Source organism: Nonomuraea sp. NPDC049141, assembly GCF_040648415.1.
GTDB lineage: Bacteria > Actinomycetota > Actinomycetes > Streptosporangiales > Streptosporangiaceae > Nonomuraea.
In genome coordinates this window covers 87,689-111,777 of record NZ_JBEZDR010000004.1, presented here as the reverse complement: position 1 = coordinate 111,777, position 24,089 = coordinate 87,689, and the positions used below count along the sequence as shown (strand labels likewise).

Below are 24,089 nucleotides of genomic sequence, written 5' to 3'. Positions count from 1 at the left end.
AACATCAGTCCTTCTCAGCTTTGTCTGAGATGGTCGATACGTGAAGCTCTCGGAGTGGGCGCGGCGGAACGGGGTGCATTACCAGACCGCCTGGCAGTGGGCGCGGGACGGGAAGATGCCGGTCCCGGTGGTCAAGACCGCGACCGGTAGGTACATGGTCCTGGATCGGACGGCGGAGGTCACGGGACGGACGGTGGCGTACTGCCGTGTCTCCGGCACCGACCAGCTGGCCGAGCTCGACCGGCAGGCGGGACGGGTGGTCGCCGCGGCTACCGGGATGGGCCTGACGGTCACCGAGGTCGTCGGCGAGGTCGGCTCGGGCATGGACGGCGACCGGCCGAAGCTCGCCCGGCTGCTGCGCGACGCGTCGGTGGGCGTGATCGTGGTCGAGCGCCGCGACCGGCTCGCCCGGTTCGGGCTGGAGCAGCTGTCGGCCGCGCTGGAGGCCACCGGCCGTCGCATCGTGGTCATCGACGACACCGAAGGCGGCGAGGGCGCCATCCCCGGCGCCCGGGTCGATGACGAGCTGCTGCGGGACATGGCCGAGGTCCTCACCTCGCTCTGCGCCCGCCTGTACGGCCGGCGCTCGGCCGCCCGCAGGGCCAGAGCCGCCCTCCGGGCCGCCTTCGAGGCAGCGTGAGGCGGCGCATGTCCCCGGACGACCGGGGCGCATGCCGATGGGGCCGGCACGAGGATCAACAAGATTCTCCGAACGCTTTCACAACCAGCATCGCATTCTGCCCGCCCGCGCGGGCAGTGGTCTAGACCAAATCGCGAGCGTAGCGAGCGAAACCCCTTCCGGGAGGCGATTTCGTGAGTGTGTTGGCCATCGACGCCGGGACGACAGGGGTGACGGCGCTCGTCGTGACCGAGGACGGCCGGATCGAGTCCAAGGGCTACGAGGAGTTCGCCCAGCACTTCCCCGAACCCGGCTGGGTCGAACACAACCCCGAGGACATCTGGCAGGCCACACTGAGCGCCTGCGCGGCGGCTCTGCGCGCGGCCACGTCCAGGCCGGCCTGCCTCGGCATCACCAACCAGCGGGAGACCGCGGTCCTGTGGGACCGGCGCACGCTGGCCGCGCCACGCCGCGCGATCGTCTGGCAGGACCGGCGCACCGCGGGCATCTGCGAGCGGCTGCGCTCGGCCGGCCACGAGCCGCGCGTCTCGGAGCTGACCGGCCTGCGGCTCGACCCCTACTTCACCGCCTCGAAGCTGTCCTGGCTGGCCGAGCACGACCAGGGCTCCTGGGAGGGCGTGCTGTCGGGCGACGTGGTGGTGGGCACCGTCGACTCCTACCTGATCGCCCGGCTCACCGCGGGCGCGCGCCACGTGACCGACTCCTCCAACGCCTCGCGCACCCTGCTGTACGGCCTGGCGTCCGGATCGTGGGAGCCCGAGCTGTGCGAACTGTTCGGGGTGCCCGAGTCCGCCCTGCCGGAGATCGTGCCCAGTTACGGCCCGATCGGCCGTACCGACCCCGGCGTGTTCCTCGGGCTCGACCTGCCGATCAGCGGCGTGGCGGGCGATCAGCAGGCGGCGCTGTTCGGGCAGACGTGCTTCCGGGTGGGCGAGGTGAAGTGCACCTATGGCACCGGCTCGTTCATCCTGACCAACACCGGCGAGGAGATCGTCCGCTCCGACGCGGGTCTGCTCACCACCGTCGCCTGGCAGACGCCGTCGGGAGACATCACGTACGCGCTGGAGGGCTCGGTCTTCGTGACCGGCGCGGCCGTGCAGTGGCTGCGCGACGGGCTGGGGCTGATCGGCACCGCGCCGGAGTCGGAGGCGGTGGCCCGCACGGTGCCCGACAGCGGCGGCGTGGTGTTCGTGCCCGCCCTGACCGGGCTCGGCGCGCCGTACTGGGACCCGGAGGCGCGCGGCCTGATCACCGGCATCACCCGCGGTACCACCAGGGCCCACCTGGTCAGGGCGACACTGGAGGCGATCGCCTTCGAGGTGCGCGACGTGGTCGAGGTGATGACGAGCGGGTCCGCACTGACGTCCCATGGCGCCGGCGCGCCGGTGCTCAAGGCCGACGGCGGGGCCAGCGGCAACGACCTGCTCATGCAGGTGCAGGCGGACCAGCTCGGCACGGTCGTGGAGCGGCCGGTGGTCCAGGAGACGACCGGGCTGGGAGCGGCGTTCCTGGCGGGTCTCGGCTCGGGCGTCTGGGGGTCGGCGGACGAACTGCGCGAGACGTGGCGGCTGGACCGCCGTTTCGAGCCGGGAACCCGCGACGACGCCGCGTACGAGCGATGGCGGGCGGCCGTCGCACTGGCATCTGACTCCCGGCGATGCTCACGAACCGGGTCGGGATAGGCCTGTCCCCTGCCGGCCACTACGTCGTGACCAGACGTAACGAACTCCACCAGGTGCTGAACTCCGTCACCGCGCAGGCGCACACCCTGCCCGCGGGGCAGTACCCGATGAGCTTCAGCCCGGACAACGAATATCTCCTCGTCCGGCAGCAGGATGGCACGTCCGCCGTCTATTCGACCGAAACCTGGGGCGTGGTCCGGACGGGGCCACGAGCCGCGTACTTCCCCGCGCTCCACGCGAATGGGACGACGATCGCCTACCTCGCCTCGGACCCTTTCGGCAAGGAACCTGACTACATCCGCTTCCTGGACCTGGCCGGCGGACCGGTCAGCTCCCCCATCAAGCTTCCCGCCGGCGAAGACGGCAACGGGCTGCTCTGGGACCGGGCGAACCACCTCGACATTCTGACCAGGGCCCATTCCGGACACGACCTCGTTTGGCGCTGGCGCAGGGTGAACGACGGCATGCGGCTGCTCGACACCTTCGCGCAGCCGCCGAGCGAGACAAGCGTCGATGACGAACTCGATGTCTTCACCGGGGTGCTCGACTACTGAGATTCCTGGCGTGTGACCGCTCGCGTCAGTTGTCACCGACTGGTCAGCGTGAGCTTGGCAGGAAGGGTGTTCAACCCTCGGCAGTTGTCACTCCTTGCTCGAGCTATCTGTCACCAGGTGCAGTTCACGAATGCCGCACCAAGCCCGCTCGCCCTCCTGACCGTGCATCCCGAAGGTGACAACAAGCGGCCCGGTCTGCCCGGCAAAGCGGCACGACTCCAGCTGCTGACAGCGATCTGCCGCATGACCATAGAATCTTGATCGTTCGGCTCGGAGGACGCCGACAAGGCGGAGAAACGAGGCGGGATGAGGCCACAAGCCGAGGCGATGCGTGACATCGAGCGGCAGCGCCTGCGTTCACTGGTCACAGGAGACATGGAAGCCGCGGACGTCCTGCACGCGGATGACTATCAGCTGATCACTCCGCGCGGCATCGCTCTGTCGAAGGCGGAGTACCTCGGCGAGATCGCTTCGGGACAACTTCGCTACCAGGTGTTCGAGGCTGTCTCCGACATCGTCGTACGCAGCAGCGACCAGCTGGCCATCCTGCGGTACCGCGCGCGGATCGACGTTTCCGCAGATCACGGAGACCTGCTGTCCCTTACCTGCTGGCATACCGATTGCTACGAGCTGCGCGAGGGACGCTGGCAGGCCGTGTGGTCTCAGGCGACCGCAGCGGACTGATCTCTTCCGGCTTCACCAAGCGGAGCGCCCGCTGAGTTGACCTTGGTGACAAGTATCGCGAGTGGCCACCTAGCGTCAACCTAGGGTTGACGGTCTAAAATCGTCAACCTATGGTTGACCCATGGATCAGACCGTACGTCTCGACGACCTCATCAACGCGATCAAGAGCCGTCACCCCGACGATGACCCCCTGGGCCAGCTCTCCGACGCCGTGACGCTGGGCGAGCACCTCGGCGAGGTGGCCGACCACCTCATCGGCCACTTCGTCGACAGGGCCCGGCACTCCGGCGCCTCCTGGACCGAGATCGGCCGCAGCATGGGCGTGACCAAGCAGGCCGCTCAGAAGCGGTTCGTGGCCAAGGAGGGCGGCTTGGCCGAAGACATCATCGCCCGCGCCTACGGCCGCTACACCAACAAGGCCCGCAACGTCATCGTGGAGTCCGAGAAGGCGGCCCAGAGCTCGGGCAGCGACCACATCGAGCCCGAGCACCTCGTCCTCGGGCTGCTGCGCGAGCCGGATGCGCTGGCGGCCAAGACCATGGTGACGCTCGGCGCGCCGCTGGAGCGGGTCGAGGAGGTCATGAAGGCCTTGCTCCCCCCGGCGAGCGAGAACGCGCCCGGCAAGCCGCCCTTCGCCCCGCAGACCAAGAAGGCCCTGGAGCTGACGCTGCGCGAGGCGCTGCGGCTCGGCCACAACTTCATCGGCACCGAGCACATGCTGCTCGGCGTGCTGTCGCTCGGCGAGGGGACGGCCGCGATCGCGCTCGACGGGCTCGGCGTGACCAAGGAGGCCGCCGAGTCCGAGATCAAGCGACTGCTCGCCGAACTCCTCCTCGGGCGCGACAAGAAGTCCTAGGGTGCCCCCGCCGGGCCCTGGGCGAACCTGGTCAGGATGTTGCGCGTCGCGTGGCGGGTGAAGGGGGCGGCGGCCTTGGTCACTCCATGGCCGCACCGCCTTCCCCGCATCCCGCACACCCAGCGCATCGTGCCCGAGGCGAACACCCCGGCTCCTCCCGGGGCCGTGTAGTAGGTGCTGTCGGAGGTCGTCGCCCGGCCGCCGCAGTCGACCGGCGAATGGGCGAGCACCTTGACCTTCCGCGGCGAATCGGTGGACACCTTGTCCGTCTCGACGCCCGCCAGGCCGGGGAAGCTCCTGCCCCGGGTCCCCTCGAAGATCCAGTGGCCGGGCCTGCGCACCACGTAGGTCGCTTCGGCGGGGAAGCAGTCGTACTGCTGCCCCACCAACGTGCTCTCCGGCGCGGACGCGCGCCAGAGCGGGCACTGGGTCTCCTTGTCGCACATGATCATCCGGCCGTACAGCCCGATCCGCCAGTAGACGGCGTTGGCACCGAGGAAGGCCAGGTTCGTGCCGGCGTCGCGGGCGCGGGTGACGGCGGCACGCATGCCGGGCGACCAGTACTCGTCATGCCCCAGAGACACCACGGCCCTGGCCCCGTCCAGCACGCCGGGCCGCAGGTCCAGGCTGGTCAGGTAGGCCAGCGGCACCCCGCTCCGCTCGGCCACCGCGATCGCGGACCGCTCGAAGTCGAGGAAGAGCCGCGCGCCGGAGGTGTCGTAGGGCCGGTCGAAGGTCACCTTGCGCGAGCGTGTGTCGAACCCGCCCGGGCCCTGGTAGAGGCTGCGACCGCCCCACAGGTTGTACGCCTGCCAGGTGGTCACCGCGTTGACCAGCACCACCCGCCCCCGCGTCGAGGCCGAGCGCACGGTGATCGGGACGTAGCGCTGGCCGCCGGTGGAGGCGTCGAGGCGTACCAGGTAGGCGCCCTCCCGCCAGCCGGTGGTGTCGACGGTGAGCGAGGGCTTCCAGTGGGCGGCCGTGACCATGCCCTCCACCGTCTGGGGCGGCGCCTGGCGTACCCCTGGGAGCCGGCCGGAGCGCCACACCTCGGCCGGGCGGGCGCCCATGCGGAAGGCGTACGCGGTGAAGTGCGGCGCGGTCGTGGAGACGCGCATCCGGAACCGCTCGCCGGGCAGCACGCTGACGCGGTCGGCGTATCCCTCGATCTCGTGCTCCGCGCCGCGCTCGGTGATGCGCCAGCGCGCCGGCCGGGCGGCGGGCGGGTCGGCGGGCGGGCTGACTTGCGGAGCCGTGACCGGAGGTGACGGGTGAGCCGGGGCGGCGGGGACTCCGCCGCACGCGGTCACCAGCAGGATCAGGACGATGAGGGACTTTCGCACAGCGCACCATGATCACGACCGGCCGCCCTCCGGGCCGGCGACTTGGCGAAGTCCTTACGCGGGCAGCACGCAAGAAGGGCTGTCGACCTCCAGCACCTGCCCGGTCGGCTCTGGCACGCCGTCCTTCAGCGCGAACTCGGTGACCACTCCCGAATGCTGGTTGGCCACGTACAGGCGGTCGCCGTCGATGGCGAAGTGCCGGGGCCACTCGCCGCCCGACGGCACCTCGGCCACCAGCGACAGGTCGTCGGCCCGCAGCACGGTGATCGTGTCGGGGCCGCGGTTGGCCACGTACAGGAAGTCCCCGTCGAGATCGAGGTGGGAGGGATGGTTGACGCCCTCGGCCCGTGAGGCGAGGGTGCCCGCCGACTTCTCGCCGTCGATGAGCGTGACGATGCCGTCGAGCTCGCCCACGACGTACAGGCGCGAGCCGGAGAAGACCATGTGGCGCGGCCCGGTGCCCGGGGTCAGGCGCAGCGGCTCCAGCGCCTCGCCGTCGGGCCGGTAGCGGCGGATCTGGTCGGTGCCCAGGTCGGAGACGTACAGCAGGCCGTCGTGGAAGACCGTCTGGTGGGCGTGCGGGCCCTGCTGGCGCTCGGGGTGCGGTCCGGAGCCCTCGTGGCTCAGCACGATCGGGCGGCCCTCGAACGCGCCGCGGGAGTCGAGGTGATGCAGGCTCACCACACCGTCGCCGTAGTTGGCGACGGCGAGCAGCGTGCCCTCCGGATCGACCGCCACGTGGCAGGGGCTGTCGCCCATGCTGGGCCGCTCGTCCAGCGGGAGGAGCGCTCCCTCTTCGACGCTGAACGCGGTCAGCCAGCCCTGGGCCAGCTCGCCCACCGCGTACAGCACCGGCAGCTTCGGGTGCGCTGCCAGGAACGAGGACGAGGTGAGTCGGGTCAGCTCTCCGCCGGGGGTGACGATGCCAGGCCCATATCCGCCTATATACAGGTGCTTCACAGAAGGCATCTTCTCATGGTTGACTGCGGCAATGAGTTCGTTGACAAAGGCAAGGGTTTCCGAGATCAGGGCCTTCAACCGGTTCTATACGAAGGTCATCGGCGTTCTGCAAGCCGGAATGCTCGACTCTCCGTACTCGCTGACCGAGTGCAGGGTGCTGTTCGAGCTCGGGCACGCGGGCCGGCTGGAGACGGGCGAGCTGCGCGCCCTCCTCGGCCTCGACGCGGGCTACCTGAGCAGGATCCTGACCCGTCTCGAGGGCGACGGGCTGATCTCCAGGGAGCGCTCGGCCGCGGACGCCCGCAAGCAGCTGGTCCGGCTCAGCGCGGCGGGCGCCGAGTCGTACGGCCAACTGGACGTGCGGTCGGACGAGGAGGCCGAGCGGCTGCTGACCTCGCTGCCGGAGCAGGGACAGGAGCGCCTGATCGCCGGCATGGCCACGATCAGGGCGCTGCTGGAGGGCACCGGCGAGCGCGAGCCGTACGTGATCAGGCCCCTGCGGACCGGCGACCTGAGCTGGGTCGTCTACCGGCACGGCGTCCTCTACAGCCAGGAGCAAGGCTGGGGCATGGACTTCGAGCGGCTGGTCGCCAGGATCATCGGCGCGTACGACCCGGCGCGCGACATGGGCTGGATCGCCGAGGTGGGCGGGGAGCCCGCCGGGTGCGTGTTCTGCGTCCGCGAGGACGACACCACCGCGCGGCTCCGGCTGCTGCTCGTCGAGCCGTCGGCCCGCGGGCTGGGCCTGGGTGGACGGCTCGTCGGCGAGTGCCTGCGCCACGCCAAGGCCGAGGGCTACAAGCGGATCACGCTGATGACCCGCGACTGCCTGGTCAGCGCGCGGCGCATCTACCAGGCCGCCGGGTTCGAGCTGGAGTCGGAGCACAAGGGGACCGAGAACGGGATCGAGTTCACCGAGCAGGAGTGGAGCCGCGACCTCTAGGCCACCAGTTGAGCGGTCCGGCCAGGCGCATCAGGCTGGGCACCAGCACGGCCCTGATCACGGTGGCGTCGACGAGCACGGCGGCGGCCATGCCGACCCCGAGCATCTGCACGAACGCGACCTGGGCGGTTGCGTAGGCGGCGAACGACAGCGCCAGGATGCCGCCCGCCGCCGTGATCAGCGGCGCCCCGCGCTGGAGCCCGGCGGCCACCGCCTCGTTCGTGTCACCTGTCCGGTCGTACTCCTCCTTGATCCGCGACAGCAGGAACACCTCGTAGTCCATCGACAGCCCGTAGGCGACGCAGAGCATGAGGACGGGGATGCTCGCGTCGAGCGTGCCCGTCGGGGTGAAGCCGAGCAGGCCCGACAGGTGGCCCTGCTGGAAGACCCAGACGATCGCCCCGAACATGACGCCCAGGCTGAGCACGTTGAGGACGGTCGCCTTGAGCGGCAGGATCAGGCTGCGCGTCATGAACAGCAGCAGCACGAACGTCACACCCAGCATCAGCGCGATCACCAGCGGCAGCCGGTCGACCACCGAGGCGCGGTAGTCGGCCAGCTCGGCCGGATAGCCGCCGACCAGCACCTCGAACGGCGCGTCGACCGCCCGTACGGCCTCCACCAACTCCACCGGGTCGCCGGACAGCGACGCGGCCGACGGCACCACCGACAGCCAGGTGCCCGCGCTCCCGGCGAACCGGACCGGATCGCCGTCGCCCGCCCGCGCCCCGCCCGTGAAGGACCCGGCGGCGGAGTCGACCTGGGCGACGCCGGGCAGCCTCGACAGCCGCACCGCGTAGCCCGCCACGTCCGTGGCGGCTCCCCGGGACACGATCTGGATCGCGTCGGTCTCCTCGGCGGGGAAGCCCTGGCGGATCACCTCCTGCACCTGCCGCGCGGGCGCCTCGGCCGGCAGGATCCGGTCGTCGGCGGCGCCGAAGCGCAGGCTCAGGAACGGCGAGGCCAGCACGAGCAGCAGCACCGTGGCCGCGCCCCCGAAGATCAACGGCCTACGCATCACCCGTGTGGCGAGCCCGTGCCAGAACCCGTCCGGCCGCTCGGCCCGTTCCCGCCGCGGCAGCATCCCGCCGCCCGCCGAGGCGAGGACGGCCGGCAGCACCAGCACCGCCACGACCAGGCCACCGGCGACCACGGCGATGCCCGCATAGGCGAACGAGCGCAGGAAGCCGAAGGGCAGCGCGAACAGTACGGCCAGAGAGGCCGCCACAGTGAGACCGCTGAAGATCACCGTACGGCCGGCGTGCTCGACGGCTCCGGCCACGGCTTCGGCCCGGCCCGCGCCGCGCCGTACCTCTTCACGGAAGCGCGAGATCACGAACAGGCAGTAGTCGATCCCCAGCCCCAGGCCCATCGCCAAGGTGAGGTTCAGAGCAAACGTCGATATATCCGCAAATATCAGGACGCCGCGCAGCAGCGCGAGCCCGATCACCATCGCGAACACCCCGGCCAGGATCGGCACCAGCGCGGCCAGCGCCCGGCGCAGGTAGAGCCAGAGCAGCACGAACGCCAGCGGGAAGATGACCAGCTCGGCCCGGACGAAGTCCTGCCTGGCCAGCGGCACGGTCTGCCGGAACACCTCCTCCCCGCCCCCGGCCCGCACCTGGAACGGCCCATTCCCGCCCCCCACCTCGAACGGCTCGCCATCGCCGGTGATGCGTGGCACGAGCTCAGGAAGCACCCGTGTCCGCACGTGGTCGGCGTCGCCGGGCACGCGGACCAAGATCAGCGCCTGCCTTCCGTCCGCGCTGCGCAGCGTCGCGGGCCTGCCCCGCGACCAGTAGGACGCGGCCTCCGCCACGCCGCCGGAGCGGGCGACGCGCGCGGTCAGCTCCTGCCCGGCGGCCGCGTTGGCCGGGTCGTCGACGGTGCCGGTCTTCGCGGTCAGCAGGAAGACCAGGTCCGGGCTGCCGGTGCGGAAACGCTCGGCCAGCTCGGCCTGGGCCCGGTCGGACTCCGAGCCGGGCGCGTCGAACCTGGACAGCGACAGCCGCGGCACCGCCCCCGCGGCCAAGGCTCCGGCGATCACGAACGCGACGAGGGCCAGCGACAGCACCAGCCGGCGCCGCCGTACCAGGAGGAACCCGAGCCTGCGGAGCGGCGGCCCGGTCGAGCGCGGCCCTGCCTGTGCCATGGTTTCGGTCTTCATAGGTTCTCCCCGACGAAATTCGGTAAACTACTCGTGTTTTTTCCGCCTCATCAGAAATACAAGTAGATGCTCGCATTTGTCAAAGTGGTGTGCCATGACTGAGCGCACGGTGCGCCGGCAGGCGCGCGGGCTCAAGCGCATGGCGGAGATCCTCGACGCGGCCGAGGTGGTGATCGCCGATGCCGGCTACCCCGCCATGACGACGAACCAGGTCGCCGCCCAGGCCGGGCTGTCACCCGGGTCGCTCTATCAGTTCTTCCGCAACAAGGAGGAGATCCTCGACGGGCTGGTGTCCCGCTACACCGACGAACGGGCGGAGTTCTGGGCCGAGCGGCTGTCGGCCGTCACGCCGGACCTGCCGCTGGAGACGCTGGTCGGGCAGGTCGTGGACCAGAGCGTGGCGTTCAAGGCGCACTCGCCCGCCTACTGGGCCGTGATGCACGGCTCGGCGACGGGCGACAATCTGGCCGAGGCGGCCAACCGCCTGCATGAGGCGGTCGGCGAACAGGTGGCCGCCATGCTGCTGCGGCGCGCCCCGGACCTGGATCCCGCGCGGGCGCGCCTCATGGCCGCGATGGCGGTGGCGATGGTCTCGACCGTCATGGCGCTGATCTCCACGGCCGAGCCCACACGGGCGGCGCAGCTGATCGAGGAGCTGAAGGTCGCGCTGGTGCGGTACCTGAGGTAGTTGTTCTGTCTTGTGCAGTTGGTGACGCGGCCAGCGGGTGGTCGGCCGCTCAGCGCGGCGTATCGGCCAGTGCGGAGCCTCCCGGTCAGCCGGGGTGGAGAGGCTCAGGCCGGCGATCGGGCCGTCGAGGCCCAGGACCGCGGCGATGTCAGCCCGGCTGCCAGGTTCGTGATCGCGGGTGTACCCGGCGGTGGACTTGTCCCCGCGACACGTTTCCAGCCCCGGAAGCCGTCCGGGGGTCACGCGCTGAGGTCCCTCAGGCGCGGAAGGGGCCGGCCACTTCGAAGGTGTGGCCGTTGTCGCGGCCCTGTCTGGCCGAGAAGTAGAGTCGGCCGCCGCCGGGAGCGAACGCCAGTCCCGTGAGCTCGGCCCCGCTCGGGCCGCCGAGCTTGAGGAACGGCGTGACCTCCCGGTCGGGCGTGATGAGGTCGATCTGCGTCGACTGCCTGGCGACGTACAGGTCGCCCGACGGTGCCGCGGTGATGGCGCGTACGCCGTCGCAGATCCGGTCGAGTGTGGAGGTCTCGGCGTCGTAGGCCCACAGGCCGCTGTCGCCCTCGGTGGTGAAGTAGCAGACGCCGCCCGCGTAGTGGCAGCCCTCGCCGCCGTCGAAGTGGCGGGCGTCCTCTATCTGGTGGCGCGTGGCCTTGAGCAGGGCGGCGGGCGAGGGCACCGGCTTCCAGTCGCCGCCGTCGCAGAGCACCTCCAGGGTGCCCTCGGTGAGATCGCCCCAATCGCCCGGCCTGAACCGGTAGAAGCACCCGTCGGGCTCTCCCTCCGTCAGGTAGACGACCTGCCGGTCGGGGTCGCAGGCGGCGGCCTCATGCTTGAAGCGGCCCATGGCCAGGCGGGGGCGCCCGGCGCGGGTGCCGTACGGGTCGCATTCGAAGACCCGGCCGCGGTGGCCGAGCTCGCACGAGAGCCAGCTGTCCCACGGCGTCGCGCCGCCCGCGCGGTTGAGGTCGGTGCCGGACAGGATGCGGTACGCGTCCGCGATCGAACCGTCGGCACGGAAGCGGAGCGCGGACGCGCCGCCGAGCAGCGGCAGCTCGGAGTTGGACACATAGATCCAGCCGGTGTCATCGGGGAAGCACGCGCCACCGTCGGGCGCCGCGTGCCAGGTCAGCCCGGCCACCTTCTGGCCCGAGCGGGCCACGATCCGGCCGCTGAACCCCCCGGGCAAGGCCAGATCGTCGCCGCCGGGCGGCTCCAGGGGGCCATATGGGCTCATCCCGCCCTGCCGAAGCGGACCCGTGCGGAGGAGCGTCTTGCTGGACATCGTGGAGCCTCCCTCTAAGTGCCACGCTAGTCGACCTCACCGACATGAATGCCAGGGATGTGCGAGATCAAACTCTGCGCGAACCTCAGGCGTGATCCAGCGACATCGGCACGGTTGCCACCAGTACCGCCCACTTCAGCACCGCTCACTTCAGCACGGCGAACCAGCGGTCGGCCTCACTGTGGCAGCCGGGACCTCCGCAGTGTCCGCCGCGCAGAAACCTCTGCCCCGCATCGGCCACCGTCTCCGCGATCCCCGCGCACGCGGGTGGGGATCGCGGAGGGCAGGGGGTTGTCGAGCGCGACGGCGGCCCGTCCGGCCGTCGCGGTGAGGCTGAAGGCCGGGTCAGAGCGGGCGGGCTCCCGGGCCGGTGCATGGTGCCGAGGTCAGCTCTGGGCCTGGAACATCCAGTGCTGTTTGTCGATGTCCTGAGCCACGGCGATGAGCCGGTCCTGGGAGACGGGGTCCGGCTCGTCGGTCGCGGCGATGCGCTCGCGCATCCGGTTGCCGATGCTCTCCAGGATGTCCGTCATCGTCGCCACGACCTTGCCGTCCTCGATCCAGCCGTTCTCCGGCTGCGAGAGCTTGGTGGACTTGGCGACGGTGGCCGCGCGGCCGTCCGGGCTGAGTCCCAGGGCGACGGCGCGTTCGGCGATGGTGTCGGCGTGCTCGCGGGCCAGGGCGGTGAGCTCGTCGAGCTGGAGGTGGATCTGCCGGAAGTGCGGGCCGGTCAGGTTCCAGTGCATCTGCTTGGCGAGCAGTGAGAGATCGATGAGATCGACCAGTGCTCCCTGGAGGGCCGTCGCGACCGTGTTCTTCGCGTCGCCCGAGAGCGGACCGGTGATCGTAGCCATGATGTGTTCCTCCCCGTGGTTCGACATCAGGGTCTTTTGCGTAGAACACCCCACTTACCCGCAGCCTTCCGATTGACACTGCAATAATGACAGTGTAATTGTGAAGGTATGAGCGACACCTGGACCATCCGCGAGCTGGCGGAGCGCGCCGCCGACGCGTTGCGCGCCCATGCGCAGCCGCTCAACGGCCGGGTCCGCGACGTGCCCGGGGAGCGCTTGATCAGGTGGTACACCACGATCGGCCTCGTCGACCCGCCGCTGACCAGGCGCGGCAGGATCGCCCAGTACGGCAGGCGGCACCTGCTGCAGCTCGTGGCGATCAAGCGGCTCCAGGCCGCCGGGCGGTCGATCGCGGAGATCCAGACCGCCCTGACCGGCGCGACGGACACCACCTTGGAGCGGACGGCCCACCCCGAAGGGCCGACCTCGGACGAGGACATTGCCGCAGTGGGGGCCGGCCTGATCCTCAGCGAGGAGGCTCGGGGTGCGGCGGGTCACCCGAACGGTGAGGCGTCCGAGACGGAGATGCCCCAGACGGAGACGCCCGAGGCGGCGGACCTCCTCGACGACTCGGCGGCCGGGTCCAGGAGCCCGCGTGGCCGCTTCTGGGCCGAACGTCCCACCGACGGCACCGGCACCGCCCTTCCGCATCCGCGCCCCGCCGACGCTCCCCATCCCTCCAGCGCCGCCCTGCCCCCTGGCGCCACCGCTCCCGCCGATACTCTCCCGTCCCCCAATGCGGCCATGCCCGCCGGCGTTGTCTGGTCTGCCGGCCCTCCCCCGCCCAGCGGTGCCGGCCGACCCGCGCGTGCCACCCAGCCCAGTGGGGCGCTGGTGCGTGGGGTCAGGCTCGCCGACGGGGTCACGCTCGTGCTCGACGGCGCCGGCCGTACCCCGGCTGAAGACGACATCCAGGCGGTACTCGCCGCGGCGGCGCCGCTGCTGGCGCTGCTCGAAGAGAGGAAGCTGATATGAAGATCACTTCGCTGGAGCCCACCCGGTGCCTGCCGGTGCCGGACGCCGGGTTCGGCGCGCTGCGGACCGCGCGCGGGAACCTGCCCCTGGAGAGCGTGGACGTGTCCGCCGACATTTCCGGATTGGTGGCCGGGGTCGAGGTGACGCAGGGCTTCCGCAATCCGTACGACGTCACGCTGGAGGCCACGTACGTCTTCCCGCTGCCTGACCGCGCGGCGGTGACGGGGTTCAGGATGGAGGCCGACGACCGGGTGATCGAGGGCGTGCTCAAGGAGCGCGGCCAGGCCAGGGCCGACTACGACCAGGCGCTGCGCGAGGGGAAGCGGGCCGCGATCGCCGAGGAGGACCGGCCCGACGTGTTCACGATCAGGGTGGGCAACCTGCTGCCCGGCGAGCGGGTGACGGTCAGGCTCACGCTGAGCCAGCCGCTGCCGTACGAGGACGGCGCGGCCACGTTCCGCTTCCCGCTGGTCGTCGCCCCCCGCTACATTCCGGGCACCCCGCTCGACGGCCCCGGCTCCGGTGACGGCACCGCGCCCGACACCGACGCGGTGCCCGACGCCTCACGGATCACGCCGCCGGTGCTGCTGCCCGGCTTCCCCGACCCCGTACGCCTGTCGCTGACCGCGACGATCGACGCCGCCGGGCTGGACCTGCGCGAAATGGCCTCCAGCCTGCACGTGGTCGAGGAAGAGGTCCGCGAAAAAGAGGTCCACGAAAAAGAGGTCCACGAAAAAGAGGGCCGCACGGTACGGCTGCGGCCCGGCGAGCGGCTGGACCGCGACTTCATCCTGCGGCTGTCGTTCGACGCCTCGACGGCGCTGCAACTGGACGGCGAGGGCGCGTTCTCGCTGACCGTGCTGCCCCCGGCGCTGGAGTCCCCGCGCGCGCCGCGTGACCTCGTACTGCTGCTGGACCGCTCGGGCAGCATGGGCGGCTGGAAGATGGTCGCCGCGCGCCGGGCCGCCGCGCGGATCGTCGACACGCTGACCGAGCAGGACCGGTTCGCGGTGCTGACGTTCGACTCGGTGGTGGAGCAGGCGTTCGAGGGGCTCGTGACGGCCTCGGACCGCAACCGCTACCGCGCTGTCGAACACCTCTCGCGAGTGGACGCCCGCGGCGGCACCGAGCTGCTGGAGCCGCTCCGCCAGGCCATCTCCCTGCTCCACGACCAGGCCGGGCGGGAACGCGTCCTCGTGCTGGTCACCGACGGGCAGGTGGGCCACGAGGACCAGATTCTGGAGCAGACCGGCGGCGCGCTGTCGTCGATGCGGGTGCACACCGTCGGCATCGACCGGGCGGTGAACGCCGGGTTCCTGGGCCGGCTGGCCGGCCTGGGCGCGGGCCGCTGCGAGCTGGTCGAGTCGGAGGACCGCCTGGACGCCGCTATGGAACAGATCCACCGGCGTATCGGTGCGCCCCTGGTGACCGACCTGTCGCTCAAGGACCTCGACGTGGAGCCCGGCACGGTCACCCACCTGGGCTCCATCTTCCCCGGCGTCCCGCTGCGGGTATACGGCCGCTACCGGAACGGCTCGTCGGTGACCGTACGCGGGCTGGCCTCGGGCACCCCGTGGGAGCAGCAGGTGACGGGCACCGTGGTCGACAACCCGGCGATCCGCGCCGTCTGGGCCCGCGCGTACCTGCGCGAGCTGGAGGACCGCTACGCCATGGGCGAGCACGAGCTGGAGGCGCAGATTGTCCGGGTCTCGCTGGAGAACGGCGTCCTGTGCCGCTTCACCGCCTATGTGGCGGTCGACACCAGGAAGGTGGCGGAAGGCGAGCCGGAGCACCGCGTCATCCAGCCTGTGGAGCCCCCGAGCGGCTGGGAGCTGCCGCAGAACCCGCCGATGATGCCCTTCATGGCCCAGGCCGCGGTGATGGCCGCGCCGTCGTTCCGCGCCATGTCGGTCCCCGACCCGGGCTTCGCCCCCGGCCAGGGCCACGGCTTCGCGGGCGGCGCCCAGGAGACGGGCGCTTCAGACATAGCCGCTCCGGGCGCTCCGGGCGCTCCGGGCGGTGGCGCGGGCCGCGGCTTTGGTGGCGGCTCGGCCGGTGGGCGGATGAGCCCGCCGCCGCCGTTCGCCCCGCCTCCGGCTCCGCGTCCGGGCGCATCCGGGCTGGAGTCGGTCAGGACGCAGCTGGTCGTCGAGCTCGACCGGCTCAAGGCGCTGGTCGGCGGTCCCGACCCGCTCTACCTGGCGGACCTGGGCTCCCGGCTCTCGGCGCTGGCCGCCTTCCTGGGCGGGCACTCGGAGCTGTCCGCCCTGGCCCAGGAGCTGCAGGCGGCGGAGCTGCCGGGCACCGACGCCGAAGCTCTGAGAACGCGCGCCATCGAGGTGCTCACCACACTCACCAGCGGATCGCCCTCTCCGAGCCCGTCCTCACCAAGTACGCCCCGCCGCCCGTTCTGGAAGCGCACCTGACAGGACCGGCGATCGACCCGTGGCGGTGTCCGGAAATTTCCGGACACCGCCACTACCGAGCATCGGACCGGACGCGGCTACAAGATCGGCGTCCACTCCTTGAGCAGCACCACCTCATACCCGTTCACCGCCGTATACGGATCGCGCCGGAGGATCTCCCCCAGCTCCCCCTCATCGCCCACCTCGTACACGTGCAACGCTCCACTGTCATCCGCCCACGGCCCCGCCGTCACCAACCGCCCCTCATCGCGAAGCACCCGCAGATGCTCCCGATGCGCGGGCCGGGCCGCCAGCCGCCTGGGGTCGCCGTCGAACGCCAGCTGCACCACGTATCTCGCCATACCCGCACGTTAGGCCCGCCATCGAGACGGCCGCCGCATCACCGGGCACAGCCGTGGTGTATCACCTGATACATGACGCACACGCTGGCCGCCCTCCCGATGTTCCGCGAGCTGGGCCAGGAGGGGCTGCGCAGGCTGGAGGCCGTGGCACGGCTGCGGCGCTATCCGGCGGGGCAGGTGCTCTGCACCGAGGGCGACCCGGCTGACCAGCTGATCGTCCTGCTCGACGGCCGGGTCAAGGCGGGGCGGGTGAGCGTGGACGGCCGGGAGGTGGTGCTGGCCGTGGACGCCGCGCCCGTGGCGTTCGACAAGACGACGCTCCTGGTGGAGGGCACGCACCGGGCCACGCTGACAGCCGTCACGCCGGTGGAGGTGGCCTACCTGCCGCGCGTGGCCGTACTGGAGGCGATCGCCACCGAGCCGTCGGTGGCGGCCCGGCTGATGCGTACGCTGGCCGAGACCGTGCGCGACCTCGACGAGCGGCTCACCGACGCGGTGGTGCTGGACGTCTCCGCGCGGGTGGCCAAGTGGCTGGTACGGCACAGCGAGGGCGGCCGGGTGCGGCTGCATGCCGGGCAGGCGGGGCTGGGTGCCGAGATCGGCGCGACCAGGGTGAGCGTCAACCGGGCCCTGCGCTCCTTCGAGCGCCGCGAGCTCGTCGAGATCGGCGACGGCGAGGTGACGGTGAAGGACGCAGAAGCGCTCGCCCGCATCGCGAAGACCACCCCGGCCGACACCGGCGGTAAAGTTCGCCGGAAATACGAATAGGCGTCTTTCGGAGTCCGGCGGCCTGTTCTATCGTCACCGTACATGGCGACCTCTCGCGCACCGCTGCGCTTCGCCGAGGCGGTCTCCGCCACTGTTTCCGCGGCCCGGGAATCGGGTTTCTTCTTCGATTTCGACGGCACTGTCGCCCCCATCATGAACGACCCGGACGCGGTACTCCCCGTTCCCGGGCGGTGGAACGGCTGGGCGCGCTGTCGGAGCTGTTCGCGCGCGTCGCCGTCGTCTCCGCGCGCCCCGCCGCGTTCCTGCGCGAACGCTTCTCGGCCGCCCCCGGCGTGCGGCTCTTCGGCCTGTACGGCCTGCAGACGGTGGTCGGCGGCGAGATCAGGAACGCCGGGGAGGCCGAGCCGTGGGCGCCGGTGATCCGCCACCTGATCGCCGACGCCGCCCGTGAACTGCCGGGCAAGGTGCTGGTGGAGGACAAGGCGCTGATGGTGGCGCTGCACTACAGAGCGGATCCGGCGCTGCGTGGCGTGGTGGAGAGGTGGTCGTCGGCGAAGGCCGCCGAGCTGGGCCTGGCCGAGCAGCTGGGCCGGATGGTGGTCGAGCTGAAGCCACCCGTGCCCGGCGACAAGGGCACGGTCGTCGCGACGGAGACCGCCGACCTGACCAGGGCCTGGTACTTCGGCGACGACCTGTCCGACATCCGCGCCTTCGAGGCACTGCGTACGCGCGAGGAAGGCGATCCTGAGTTCATCGGGGTCAGAGTGGCGGTGGCCAACACGGAAACAGGAGACGACCTGGCGCGGCAGGCGGATTTCACTGTCTCCGGCCCGGCGGACGTGCCGGCCATGCTCGACGAGATAATCCGCGCTTTCCATGACAAGCGGGATTCCCCATAAAAGTTATGTGATTAATTCGAGCCGTTCACCGGGCGGCCACCAACCGGGAAAGTCCTGCCCGGTGCGCGGGGCACCATACTCTGGACGGGTGAGCACCCTTGTCCTGGACGGCGGCCTGGCCACCCGTCTCGAAATGCTCGGCGCCGACCTGAGCGACGAGCTGTGGTCCGCGCGGCTGCTGCTGGAGGATCCGGCGCTGATCCGGCGCGCGCACGCCGACTACTACGCCGCGGGCGCCGACGTGGCCACGACCGCGAGCTATCAGGCGTCGTTCCCGGGGTTCGTCCGGCGCGGGCTCGACGTGGCGCAGGCCGAGCGGCTGATGAGGCTCTCGGTCGAGCTGGCGGCCCAGGCCCGCGACGAAGCCGGGGGCGGGCTGGTGGCCGCCTCGATCGGCCCTTACGGGGCCTACCTGGCCAACGGCGCCGAATACACCGGCGACTACGACCTCGACGAGCTGGGTCTGCTCTCCTGGCACCGGCCGCGCTGGGAGATCCTCGCCTCGGTCGGCCCCGACCTGCTCGCCTGCGAGACCATCCCGTCCTACCCGGAGGCGCGGGCGCTGGCCAGGCTGCTCGCCGAGACGCCGTCGGTCAAGGCGTGGGTGAGCTTCTCCTGCCGCGACGCCGCGCACCTCAACGACGGCACTCCGATCGGCGAGGCCGCCGCTCTGTTCGCCGGCAGCTCGCAGGTGGTGGCCGTCGGGGTCAACTGCACCGCGCCGCGCCACATCTCCGGCCTCATCGGCGTGCTCTCCGGCGGCCTGCCGGTGGTCGTCTACCCCAACTCCGGCGAACGCTGGGACTCCGGGCAGGGCCGGTGGCTCGGCACCGCCGACCCCGTCGAGTACGGCCAGGCGGCCGAGGAGTGGCAACGGGCCGGCGCCTCGCTCATCGGCGGCTGCTGCCGTACCACTCCCGAGCACATCAAGCAGATCCGCGCCCACGTCTCCTGAGCGTCCCGCCGCAGCGAGCGCCGGCGCGGCAGAACGGGGACCGCAGCACGCCGCGCCGGTCACGCCGCGCCGGTCACGCCGCGCCGGTCACGCCGCGCCGGTCACGCTGCGCCGGTCAGGCCGCGCTGGTCAGGCCGCGACGCTCTCAGGCGTGCGGCGGCGGGACAGCAGGCGGTCGAGGGCGAGCGCGCCGCCGCCGCTGAAGCCGATGGCCAGCGCGCCCGCCGCCAGCGACAGGACGAACTCGTAGCCGCCCTTGTCGGCCCCGAACCCGTTGGCCCCGTGCACGAACACGATCGCGCCCACCATGTCGAGCGCCAGCAGGGCCCCCACCACGGGCAGCGCCACGCCGAGGATCAGCGCCAGGCCGCCCGCGACCTCCAGCACCGCCACCGCCGGAGCGGCGGCCGCGGCCAGCGGGATCCCGGCCGACTCGAAGAACTTGGTGGTCCCGGCGATCCCCATCGTGGCGAACTTCTGGTAGCCGTGCACCAGGAAGATCCCCCCGACGGCCACCCGGGCGATCAGGAGCGCTACGGAACGTGACTGGTCAAGCATGCGAACTCCAATGACAGTTGTTCAGATTTGAACCAGCACTCTAGCGTGAAGTTCAAATCTGAACAACAAGTACACTGGACGGTGTGACCGACCCCCGCTGGCTCGACGAGACGGAGATGGCCGCCTGGCGTGCCTTCCTGTCCACCTCCCACCTGCTTGAGCGACGCATCGAAGAGCAGCTCAAGGCCACGGCCGGGTTGACGCACCCGCAGTACGAGATCCTGGTACGCCTGGCAGACGCCCCCGGCCGCCAGATGCGCATGACGGAGCTGGCCAGGGGCGTCGTGGTGTCGAAGTCCGCGCTGACGTACCAGATCGGGCAGCTGGAGCGGGCGGGCCTGGTCGAGCGCACCACCTGCCCGTCCGACGAGCGGGGTGTGCTGGCCGTGCTGACCGAGGCGGGTGTCAGCTGCCTGGAACGCGTCGCGCCCGGCCATCTGGAGGTCGTGCGGGCCTACCTCATCGACCGGCTGACCCGCGGTGAGCTGGAGACGATGACCACCGCCATGTGCAAGACGGAGCAGGCGCTGCGGCAGTGACCGCTCAGCCCTTGGCGGCCCGGGCCGCGCGCTCCATCTCGACCTTGGCGCTGGCGGCGTACTTGTCGACGTACTCCTGCTCCGACAGCTCCATGAGCGCGTACATGATCTCGTCGGTCACGGCGCGCAGCACGAGCCGGTCCTCCTCCATCCCGTAGTAGCGGGAGAAGTCGAGCGGCTTGCCGAACCGCACCCCGGGCCGGATCCCGAGCTTGGGCAGCGGGTGGCCGGGCGGCATCATCTCGAAAGTGTTGACCATGGCCCACGGGATCACCGGCACCCGCGACATGAGAGCCAGCCGGGCGACGCCCGTCTTGCCCTTGTACAGGCGGCCGTCAGGTGAGCGGGTGCCCTCCGGGTAGATGCCGAGGATGCTGCCCTCGCTCAGCACCCGCATGCCGGTGCGCAGCGCGGCCTCGCTGGCCTTGCCGCCCGAACGGTCGATGGGCACAGTGCCGACGCCGCTGAAGAACAGCCGGCTGAAGAAGCCCTTGATGCCGCGCCCGGTGAAGTAGTCGGATTTGCCGAGCGAGATGACCTTGCGGCGCAGGTGCAGCGGCCCGAAGAAATGGTCGGCGAACGACAGGTGGTTTCCGGCCAGGATGGCCGGCCCCTGCCTGGGTACGTTCTCCACACCTTCTGCCCACGGCCGGAAGACGACGCGGAGGAACGGCCCCAAGATGGCCTTGACCACCCAGTAGAACACCCGGCCACCTCTTCTCGAGAGCGCTGTCAGCAAGCAAAGTCATCTTCGCATCTCACGACGGATGCTCCTACCTCACCTCTCGCACAATCCCCCTCGATCGTGCGACGATCGGGCAATTCCGGGATGAAATCCCTTCGAGGAGCTGTTATGCCGCTCATGCCAGGCGCGGAGCCCTATCACCATGAAGCAGGTCAGGTCGGTGTACTGCTGTGCCACGGCTTCACCGGCACGCCGCAGTCACTGCGGCCCTGGGGCGAGTATCTGGCCGGGCACGGGGTGAGCGTCTCCCTCCCCCGCCTGCCCGGACATGGCACCACCTGGCAGGAGATGAACCGTACCCGCTGGGAGGACTGGTACGCCGAGGTGGAGAAGGCGTTCGAGGACCTCCAGGGTCGCTGCGCGGAGGTGTTCGTGGCGGGCCTGTCGCTGGGCGGCTGCCTGGCGCTGCGGCTGGCCGAGGTGCACGGCGAGGCGATCAGGGGCGTCGTGGTGGTCAACCCGTCGATCACCAGGGACGCACCGCTGCTGATGCTGGCGCCGGTGCTCAAGTGGTTCCTGCCGTCGGTGCCGGGGGTGGGGAACGACGTCAAGAAGCCGGGCGTGACCGAGCTGGCCTACGCGCGCACGCCCGTGAAGGCGGCCGCCTCGCTGCCCGGCCTGTGGTCGCTCGTCCAGGGCGACCTGGTGAAGGTGACCCAGCCGCTGCTGGTCTTCCACAGCACGGAGGACCATGTAGTGAAACCGACAAGTGTGGCGATCATTCGCCAGAACGTACCGCAGGCCACGATCGAGGAGCTTACCGATAGCTACCATGTTGCGACGCTGGACAACGATGCCCACAGGATCTTTGCCGGTAGCCTCGACTTCATCCGGACACATGCCTCGGTACCCTTGCAGAGGGACTGATCGCACCCAGGGGGAAGTCGCGATCGCTGCGGAGAGGCCGATCTAGGTGACGCCCCAGAGTGACGAGGACGAGGTCTGGCGGCAGATCGTCGCGTCCTTCAACGACACAGCCGAGCCCGACTCGGCCCACCAGCCATGGCCGGACAGCGAGAACGTCCCGGTCGAGCCCGCCCACCGGGTGGTGAAACCAGCGGCCGACGAGGACGCCGACCTGGAGGCGGAGCAGGGCGACGAGGACGATGACCTCGACGAGGACGGTGAGGGGCGCTTCGAGCCACCGGTGCCGCCGCCCCTGCCCAAGCTCGACCTGCCGACCAAGCTGGCCTGGGTGGCGCTGTTCGGCGGCCCGGCCTATCTCCTGGTCGCCGCGATGGCCAACTGGCAGATGGAGGGCTGGGCGCTCTTCACCGCCGTGGCCGCGTTCATCGGCGGCTTCGTGGCGCTGGTGGTGCGGATGGGCGACGGCCCGCCCAACGACTCCGGGTGGGACGACGGCGCCGTGCTTTAGGGCCGGCCTCCAGGAGGCCGGCTAGGAGTTCAGCGACGGGTCCCTGGGCCCGAACGACTCCACCACGTCGGTGTAGCGCTCACGGGCGTCCACGGCATGGCCGACCGCCCAGACCGTGCCCTTGCCCGCGAGGTAGGTGGCGGCCTGCAACCGCACACTGTCCTTGCCCTTCGCGGCGTCGCCCCGGATGATCTCGCACTCACTCTTCTCGCAGCGCATCATGAACGGCTCGGCGGCCCGTGACGGGTCGAAACCGGAGATCCAGAAGCGGCCCTTGCCGTCGCCGGTGACGCCGTAGAGACGCGACTCGGTCACGGGCAGCTGCTCCCGCTGCCAGCGCTTGCCGTTCCACGACAGGACGAGCGGGTCCACCTCGCCGTCGCTGCGGTAGACGCCACCCACGGCCAGCGCCCGTTTGGGGCCGTCGACCTGGATGTCGCGCAGGTAGCCGCCGGGGAGGTCGGGCACGCGCATGGGCTTCCAGGTGTTGCCCGACAGGTGCATGATCAGCGGTGCCCGGCCGGTGTCGCCGACGGCGAACCCGTTGGACACACCGTAGAGCGCGCCCGGCTCCAGGACCTTTCCGTCGTCGTCCCTGGGGGATTCCTGGGTGGTCCACTCGCCGCCCTGGCCGGTGAGGATGAGCCAGGAGTTGTCGCGGCTGCCGACGGCCACGACCCGCCCCGGCCGGGCGTCGATGCCGCCGAGCCAGTCGCCCCCGCGCATCCCCTGCGCCCTGACCCGGTCGAAGCCGCCCGCGTCGCCGTGGGCGAGGTAGGGCAGGCCGTCGTGGCCGTCGCCCACGGCCCACACGTCGGACGGCGAGGTGGCGGCCACGCCGCGCAGGTTGCCGGCGCCGGTGGCGTCGCGCAGGGTCACCTCGGACCAGCTGGTGCCGTTCCAGTGGCGGACCGTGCCGCGGTTCTTCCACACATCCCAGATCTCCTGCTGTCCGACGGCCCAGACATCACCCGAAGAGAGCGCGGTCACGTCGGAGAGCGAGCCGTCGGCGTCCAGGCGGACGCTCGTCGACTGCTGCCACGCCTCAAGCGTGGCGGGGTGAGGATCGGCATGCGCGGCGGGCGTGACCTGCGACAAGGCCACGGACGTCGCCAAGATCAGGGTGAGCGCACGCCGCTGAAAGCGACGGGTCATGAGCAAATGCTACGGGTTCGCGACCCACCCCTGCTCCGTTAGGGTCCTACTCGCAGCTCGGCGAGCACCGGCAGGTGGTCGGTGGCGGCCCCGAGGTCGGTCTCGGAGGCGTCCGCGCCGCCGCATGAGACGACCGTCAGAGAGCGCGCGGCGAACACCGCGTCGATGCGCTCGCGCGGCTGCCGGGCCGGGAAGGTCAGCCCGTCGCCGCGGGGCGCGGCCGGATGGCAGTCGGCCAGTTGCCCGGCCAGATAACGCCAGGTGGGCTCGGTCTCCTGCTCGTTGAGGTCGCCGCCGATCACGATGGCGGCGCCGTACGCGCCCGCCGCCCGCCGCATCAGCGTCATCGCCTCGTACGCGTGCCGCAGCCTGGCCGCGCGGTGGAGGTCGAGGTGGATCGAGCCGACGGCCAGCGGCACCCCCGCGACGCGCAGGATCGCGACGGCCAGCCCGCGGATCTCCAGGCCGAGGAACACCTTCAGCGCGTGGTGCTCGGCCGCCAGCACCTCGATTCCGGGGCGGACGAGCACGGCCACGCCGCCGAGCCTGCCTCCGGCCGCCACCCGCAGGCCGCACGTCTGGGCCAGCTCGCGCCGCCGGCCGCGCCAGTTGAGGAAGCGCGGCGCCTCCTGGAGGCACAGGACGTCGGCGCGCATCGACTCGATCACGCGGATCAGCGCGGGCACGCTGTCACGCAGCCCGCGGACGTTGTACGTGGCCACGCGGAGCATCGCGCGGGAAC

25 protein-coding genes are annotated in these 24,089 nt (G+C 71.0%); 15 read left to right on the top strand and 10 right to left on the bottom strand.

All coding sequences use genetic code 11. The features are described 5' to 3' along the window. The first annotated feature begins 40 nt into the window (after window positions 1-40). The 5 genes from AB0B91_RS12785 to AB0B91_RS12765 all read left to right on the top strand — a co-directional run bounded on the left by AB0B91_RS12785 (window position 41) and on the right by AB0B91_RS12765 (window position 4,416). Entirely contained in the window at window positions 41-640 is a 600-nt protein-coding gene (locus AB0B91_RS12785; RefSeq protein ID WP_358318445.1) for an IS607 family transposase, read from the top strand. Between the two features lie 173 nt (window positions 641-813). After that, on the top strand, window positions 814-2,322 hold the full coding sequence (gene glpK / locus AB0B91_RS12780; RefSeq protein ID WP_358318444.1) for a glycerol kinase GlpK: 1,509 nt from the start codon (window positions 814-816) through the stop codon (window positions 2,320-2,322). After that, window positions 2,298-2,876, top strand: a complete 579-nt coding sequence (locus AB0B91_RS12775) for a hypothetical protein (RefSeq protein ID WP_358319226.1) — start codon at window positions 2,298-2,300, stop codon at window positions 2,874-2,876. The genes glpK and AB0B91_RS12775 overlap by 25 nt, the downstream gene beginning before the upstream one ends. Window positions 2,877-3,203: 327 nt before the next feature. Beyond that, entirely contained in the window at window positions 3,204-3,560 is a 357-nt protein-coding gene (locus AB0B91_RS12770; RefSeq protein WP_358318443.1) for a nuclear transport factor 2 family protein, read from the top strand. 121 nt (window positions 3,561-3,681) lie between these two features. Then, window positions 3,682-4,416, top strand: a complete 735-nt coding sequence (locus AB0B91_RS12765) for a Clp protease N-terminal domain-containing protein (protein WP_358318442.1) — start codon at window positions 3,682-3,684, stop codon at window positions 4,414-4,416. Here AB0B91_RS12765 and AB0B91_RS12760 read toward each other — a convergent pair. Beyond that, window positions 4,413-5,759 carry a N,N-dimethylformamidase beta subunit family domain-containing protein gene (locus tag AB0B91_RS12760; protein WP_358318441.1) on the bottom strand — a complete coding sequence of 449 codons (1,347 nt, stop codon included), beginning with the start codon at window positions 5,757-5,759 and terminating at the stop codon, window positions 4,413-4,415. The genes AB0B91_RS12765 and AB0B91_RS12760 overlap by 4 nt on opposite strands. A gap of 54 nt (window positions 5,760-5,813) precedes the next feature. Beyond that, entirely contained in the window at window positions 5,814-6,728 is a 915-nt protein-coding gene (locus AB0B91_RS12755; protein WP_358318440.1) for a lactonase family protein, read from the bottom strand. A 22-nt stretch (window positions 6,729-6,750) separates the two neighbouring features. Here AB0B91_RS12755 and AB0B91_RS12750 point away from each other — a divergent pair, with 22 nt between their 5' ends. Continuing rightward, complete coding sequence (locus AB0B91_RS12750; protein ID WP_358318439.1) at window positions 6,751-7,662, top strand: bifunctional helix-turn-helix transcriptional regulator/GNAT family N-acetyltransferase; 912 nt, start codon at window positions 6,751-6,753, stop codon at window positions 7,660-7,662. Here AB0B91_RS12750 and AB0B91_RS12745 read toward each other — a convergent pair. Continuing rightward, a complete protein-coding gene (locus tag AB0B91_RS12745; protein WP_358318438.1) occupies window positions 7,631-9,829 on the bottom strand; it encodes an MMPL family transporter in 2,199 nt (732 codons plus the stop codon). The genes AB0B91_RS12750 and AB0B91_RS12745 overlap by 32 nt on opposite strands. A 94-nt stretch (window positions 9,830-9,923) precedes the next feature. Between AB0B91_RS12745 and AB0B91_RS12740 the strand changes: the two genes are divergently transcribed. After that, window positions 9,924-10,517: a TetR/AcrR family transcriptional regulator gene (locus tag AB0B91_RS12740; RefSeq protein ID WP_358318437.1), complete on the top strand. Its 594-nt coding sequence runs from the start codon at window positions 9,924-9,926 to the stop codon at window positions 10,515-10,517. A 256-nt stretch (window positions 10,518-10,773) separates the two neighbouring features. On the opposite strand, the gene AB0B91_RS12735 is transcribed toward AB0B91_RS12740, so the two are convergent. Together AB0B91_RS12735 and AB0B91_RS12730 are read right to left on the bottom strand one after the other, a co-directional pair. Beyond that, the gene (locus AB0B91_RS12735) at window positions 10,774-11,796 is read right to left on the bottom strand and encodes an alkaline phosphatase PhoX (protein WP_358318436.1); all 1,023 of its coding nucleotides are present in this window, start codon (window positions 11,794-11,796) and stop codon (window positions 10,774-10,776) included. A gap of 386 nt (window positions 11,797-12,182) precedes the next feature. Next, complete coding sequence (locus AB0B91_RS12730) at window positions 12,183-12,650, bottom strand: DNA starvation/stationary phase protection protein (protein WP_358318435.1); 468 nt, start codon at window positions 12,648-12,650, stop codon at window positions 12,183-12,185. A 108-nt stretch (window positions 12,651-12,758) separates the two neighbouring features. Here AB0B91_RS12730 and AB0B91_RS12725 point away from each other — a divergent pair, with 108 nt between their 5' ends. Continuing rightward, the gene (locus AB0B91_RS12725) at window positions 12,759-13,625 is read left to right on the top strand and encodes a MerR family transcriptional regulator (RefSeq protein WP_358318434.1); all 867 of its coding nucleotides are present in this window, start codon (window positions 12,759-12,761) and stop codon (window positions 13,623-13,625) included. Beyond that, window positions 13,622-16,051: a VIT domain-containing protein gene (locus AB0B91_RS12720; RefSeq protein ID WP_358318433.1), complete on the top strand. Its 2,430-nt coding sequence runs from the start codon at window positions 13,622-13,624 to the stop codon at window positions 16,049-16,051. The genes AB0B91_RS12725 and AB0B91_RS12720 overlap by 4 nt, the downstream gene beginning before the upstream one ends. Window positions 16,052-16,128: 77 nt before the next feature. On the opposite strand, the gene AB0B91_RS12715 is transcribed toward AB0B91_RS12720, so the two are convergent. Next, on the bottom strand, window positions 16,129-16,392 hold the full coding sequence (locus AB0B91_RS12715; protein WP_358318432.1) for a YciI family protein: 264 nt from the start codon (window positions 16,390-16,392) through the stop codon (window positions 16,129-16,131). A 72-nt stretch (window positions 16,393-16,464) separates the two neighbouring features. Here AB0B91_RS12715 and AB0B91_RS12710 point away from each other — a divergent pair, with 72 nt between their 5' ends. The 3 genes from AB0B91_RS12710 to mmuM all read left to right on the top strand — a co-directional run bounded on the left by AB0B91_RS12710 (window position 16,465) and on the right by mmuM (window position 18,975). Then, window positions 16,465-17,160, top strand: coding sequence for a Crp/Fnr family transcriptional regulator (locus tag AB0B91_RS12710; RefSeq protein ID WP_358318431.1), 696 nt, complete (start codon window positions 16,465-16,467; stop codon window positions 17,158-17,160). Beyond that, a complete protein-coding gene (locus AB0B91_RS12705; protein ID WP_358319161.1) occupies window positions 17,151-18,020 on the top strand; it encodes a trehalose-phosphatase in 870 nt (289 codons plus the stop codon). The genes AB0B91_RS12710 and AB0B91_RS12705 overlap by 10 nt, the downstream gene beginning before the upstream one ends. A gap of 88 nt (window positions 18,021-18,108) precedes the next feature. After that, complete coding sequence (mmuM, locus tag AB0B91_RS12700; RefSeq protein ID WP_358318430.1) at window positions 18,109-18,975, top strand: homocysteine S-methyltransferase; 867 nt, start codon at window positions 18,109-18,111, stop codon at window positions 18,973-18,975. A gap of 129 nt (window positions 18,976-19,104) precedes the next feature. Here mmuM and AB0B91_RS12695 read toward each other — a convergent pair whose 3' ends face one another. Beyond that, window positions 19,105-19,533 (bottom strand): DoxX family protein, encoded by a 429-nt coding sequence (locus AB0B91_RS12695; RefSeq protein WP_358318429.1) that lies wholly within the window; start codon window positions 19,531-19,533, stop codon window positions 19,105-19,107. Window positions 19,534-19,616: 83 nt separating this feature from the next. Between AB0B91_RS12695 and AB0B91_RS12690 the strand changes: the two genes are divergently transcribed. Continuing rightward, window positions 19,617-20,072, top strand: coding sequence for a MarR family transcriptional regulator (locus tag AB0B91_RS12690; RefSeq protein ID WP_358036442.1), 456 nt, complete (start codon window positions 19,617-19,619; stop codon window positions 20,070-20,072). 4 nt (window positions 20,073-20,076) lie between these two features. Here the strand turns inward: AB0B91_RS12690 and AB0B91_RS12685 are convergent, their stop codons facing one another. Further along, on the bottom strand, window positions 20,077-20,778 hold the full coding sequence (locus tag AB0B91_RS12685; protein WP_358318428.1) for a lysophospholipid acyltransferase family protein: 702 nt from the start codon (window positions 20,776-20,778) through the stop codon (window positions 20,077-20,079). Between the two features lie 147 nt (window positions 20,779-20,925). Here AB0B91_RS12685 and AB0B91_RS12680 point away from each other — a divergent pair, with 147 nt between their 5' ends. After that, on the top strand, window positions 20,926-21,684 hold the full coding sequence (locus tag AB0B91_RS12680; protein WP_358318427.1) for an alpha/beta fold hydrolase: 759 nt from the start codon (window positions 20,926-20,928) through the stop codon (window positions 21,682-21,684). Between the two features lie 46 nt (window positions 21,685-21,730). Next, a complete protein-coding gene (locus tag AB0B91_RS12675) occupies window positions 21,731-22,192 on the top strand; it encodes a hypothetical protein (protein ID WP_358318426.1) in 462 nt (153 codons plus the stop codon). Between the two features lie 21 nt (window positions 22,193-22,213). Here the strand turns inward: AB0B91_RS12675 and AB0B91_RS12670 are convergent, their stop codons facing one another. Together AB0B91_RS12670 and AB0B91_RS12665 are read right to left on the bottom strand one after the other, a co-directional pair. After that, a complete protein-coding gene (locus AB0B91_RS12670; protein WP_358318425.1) occupies window positions 22,214-23,347 on the bottom strand; it encodes a hypothetical protein in 1,134 nt (377 codons plus the stop codon). A gap of 38 nt (window positions 23,348-23,385) precedes the next feature. After that, window positions 23,386-24,078, bottom strand: a complete 693-nt coding sequence (locus AB0B91_RS12665; protein WP_358318424.1) for an endonuclease/exonuclease/phosphatase family protein — start codon at window positions 24,076-24,078, stop codon at window positions 23,386-23,388. Window positions 24,079-24,089: the final 11 nt, after the last annotated feature.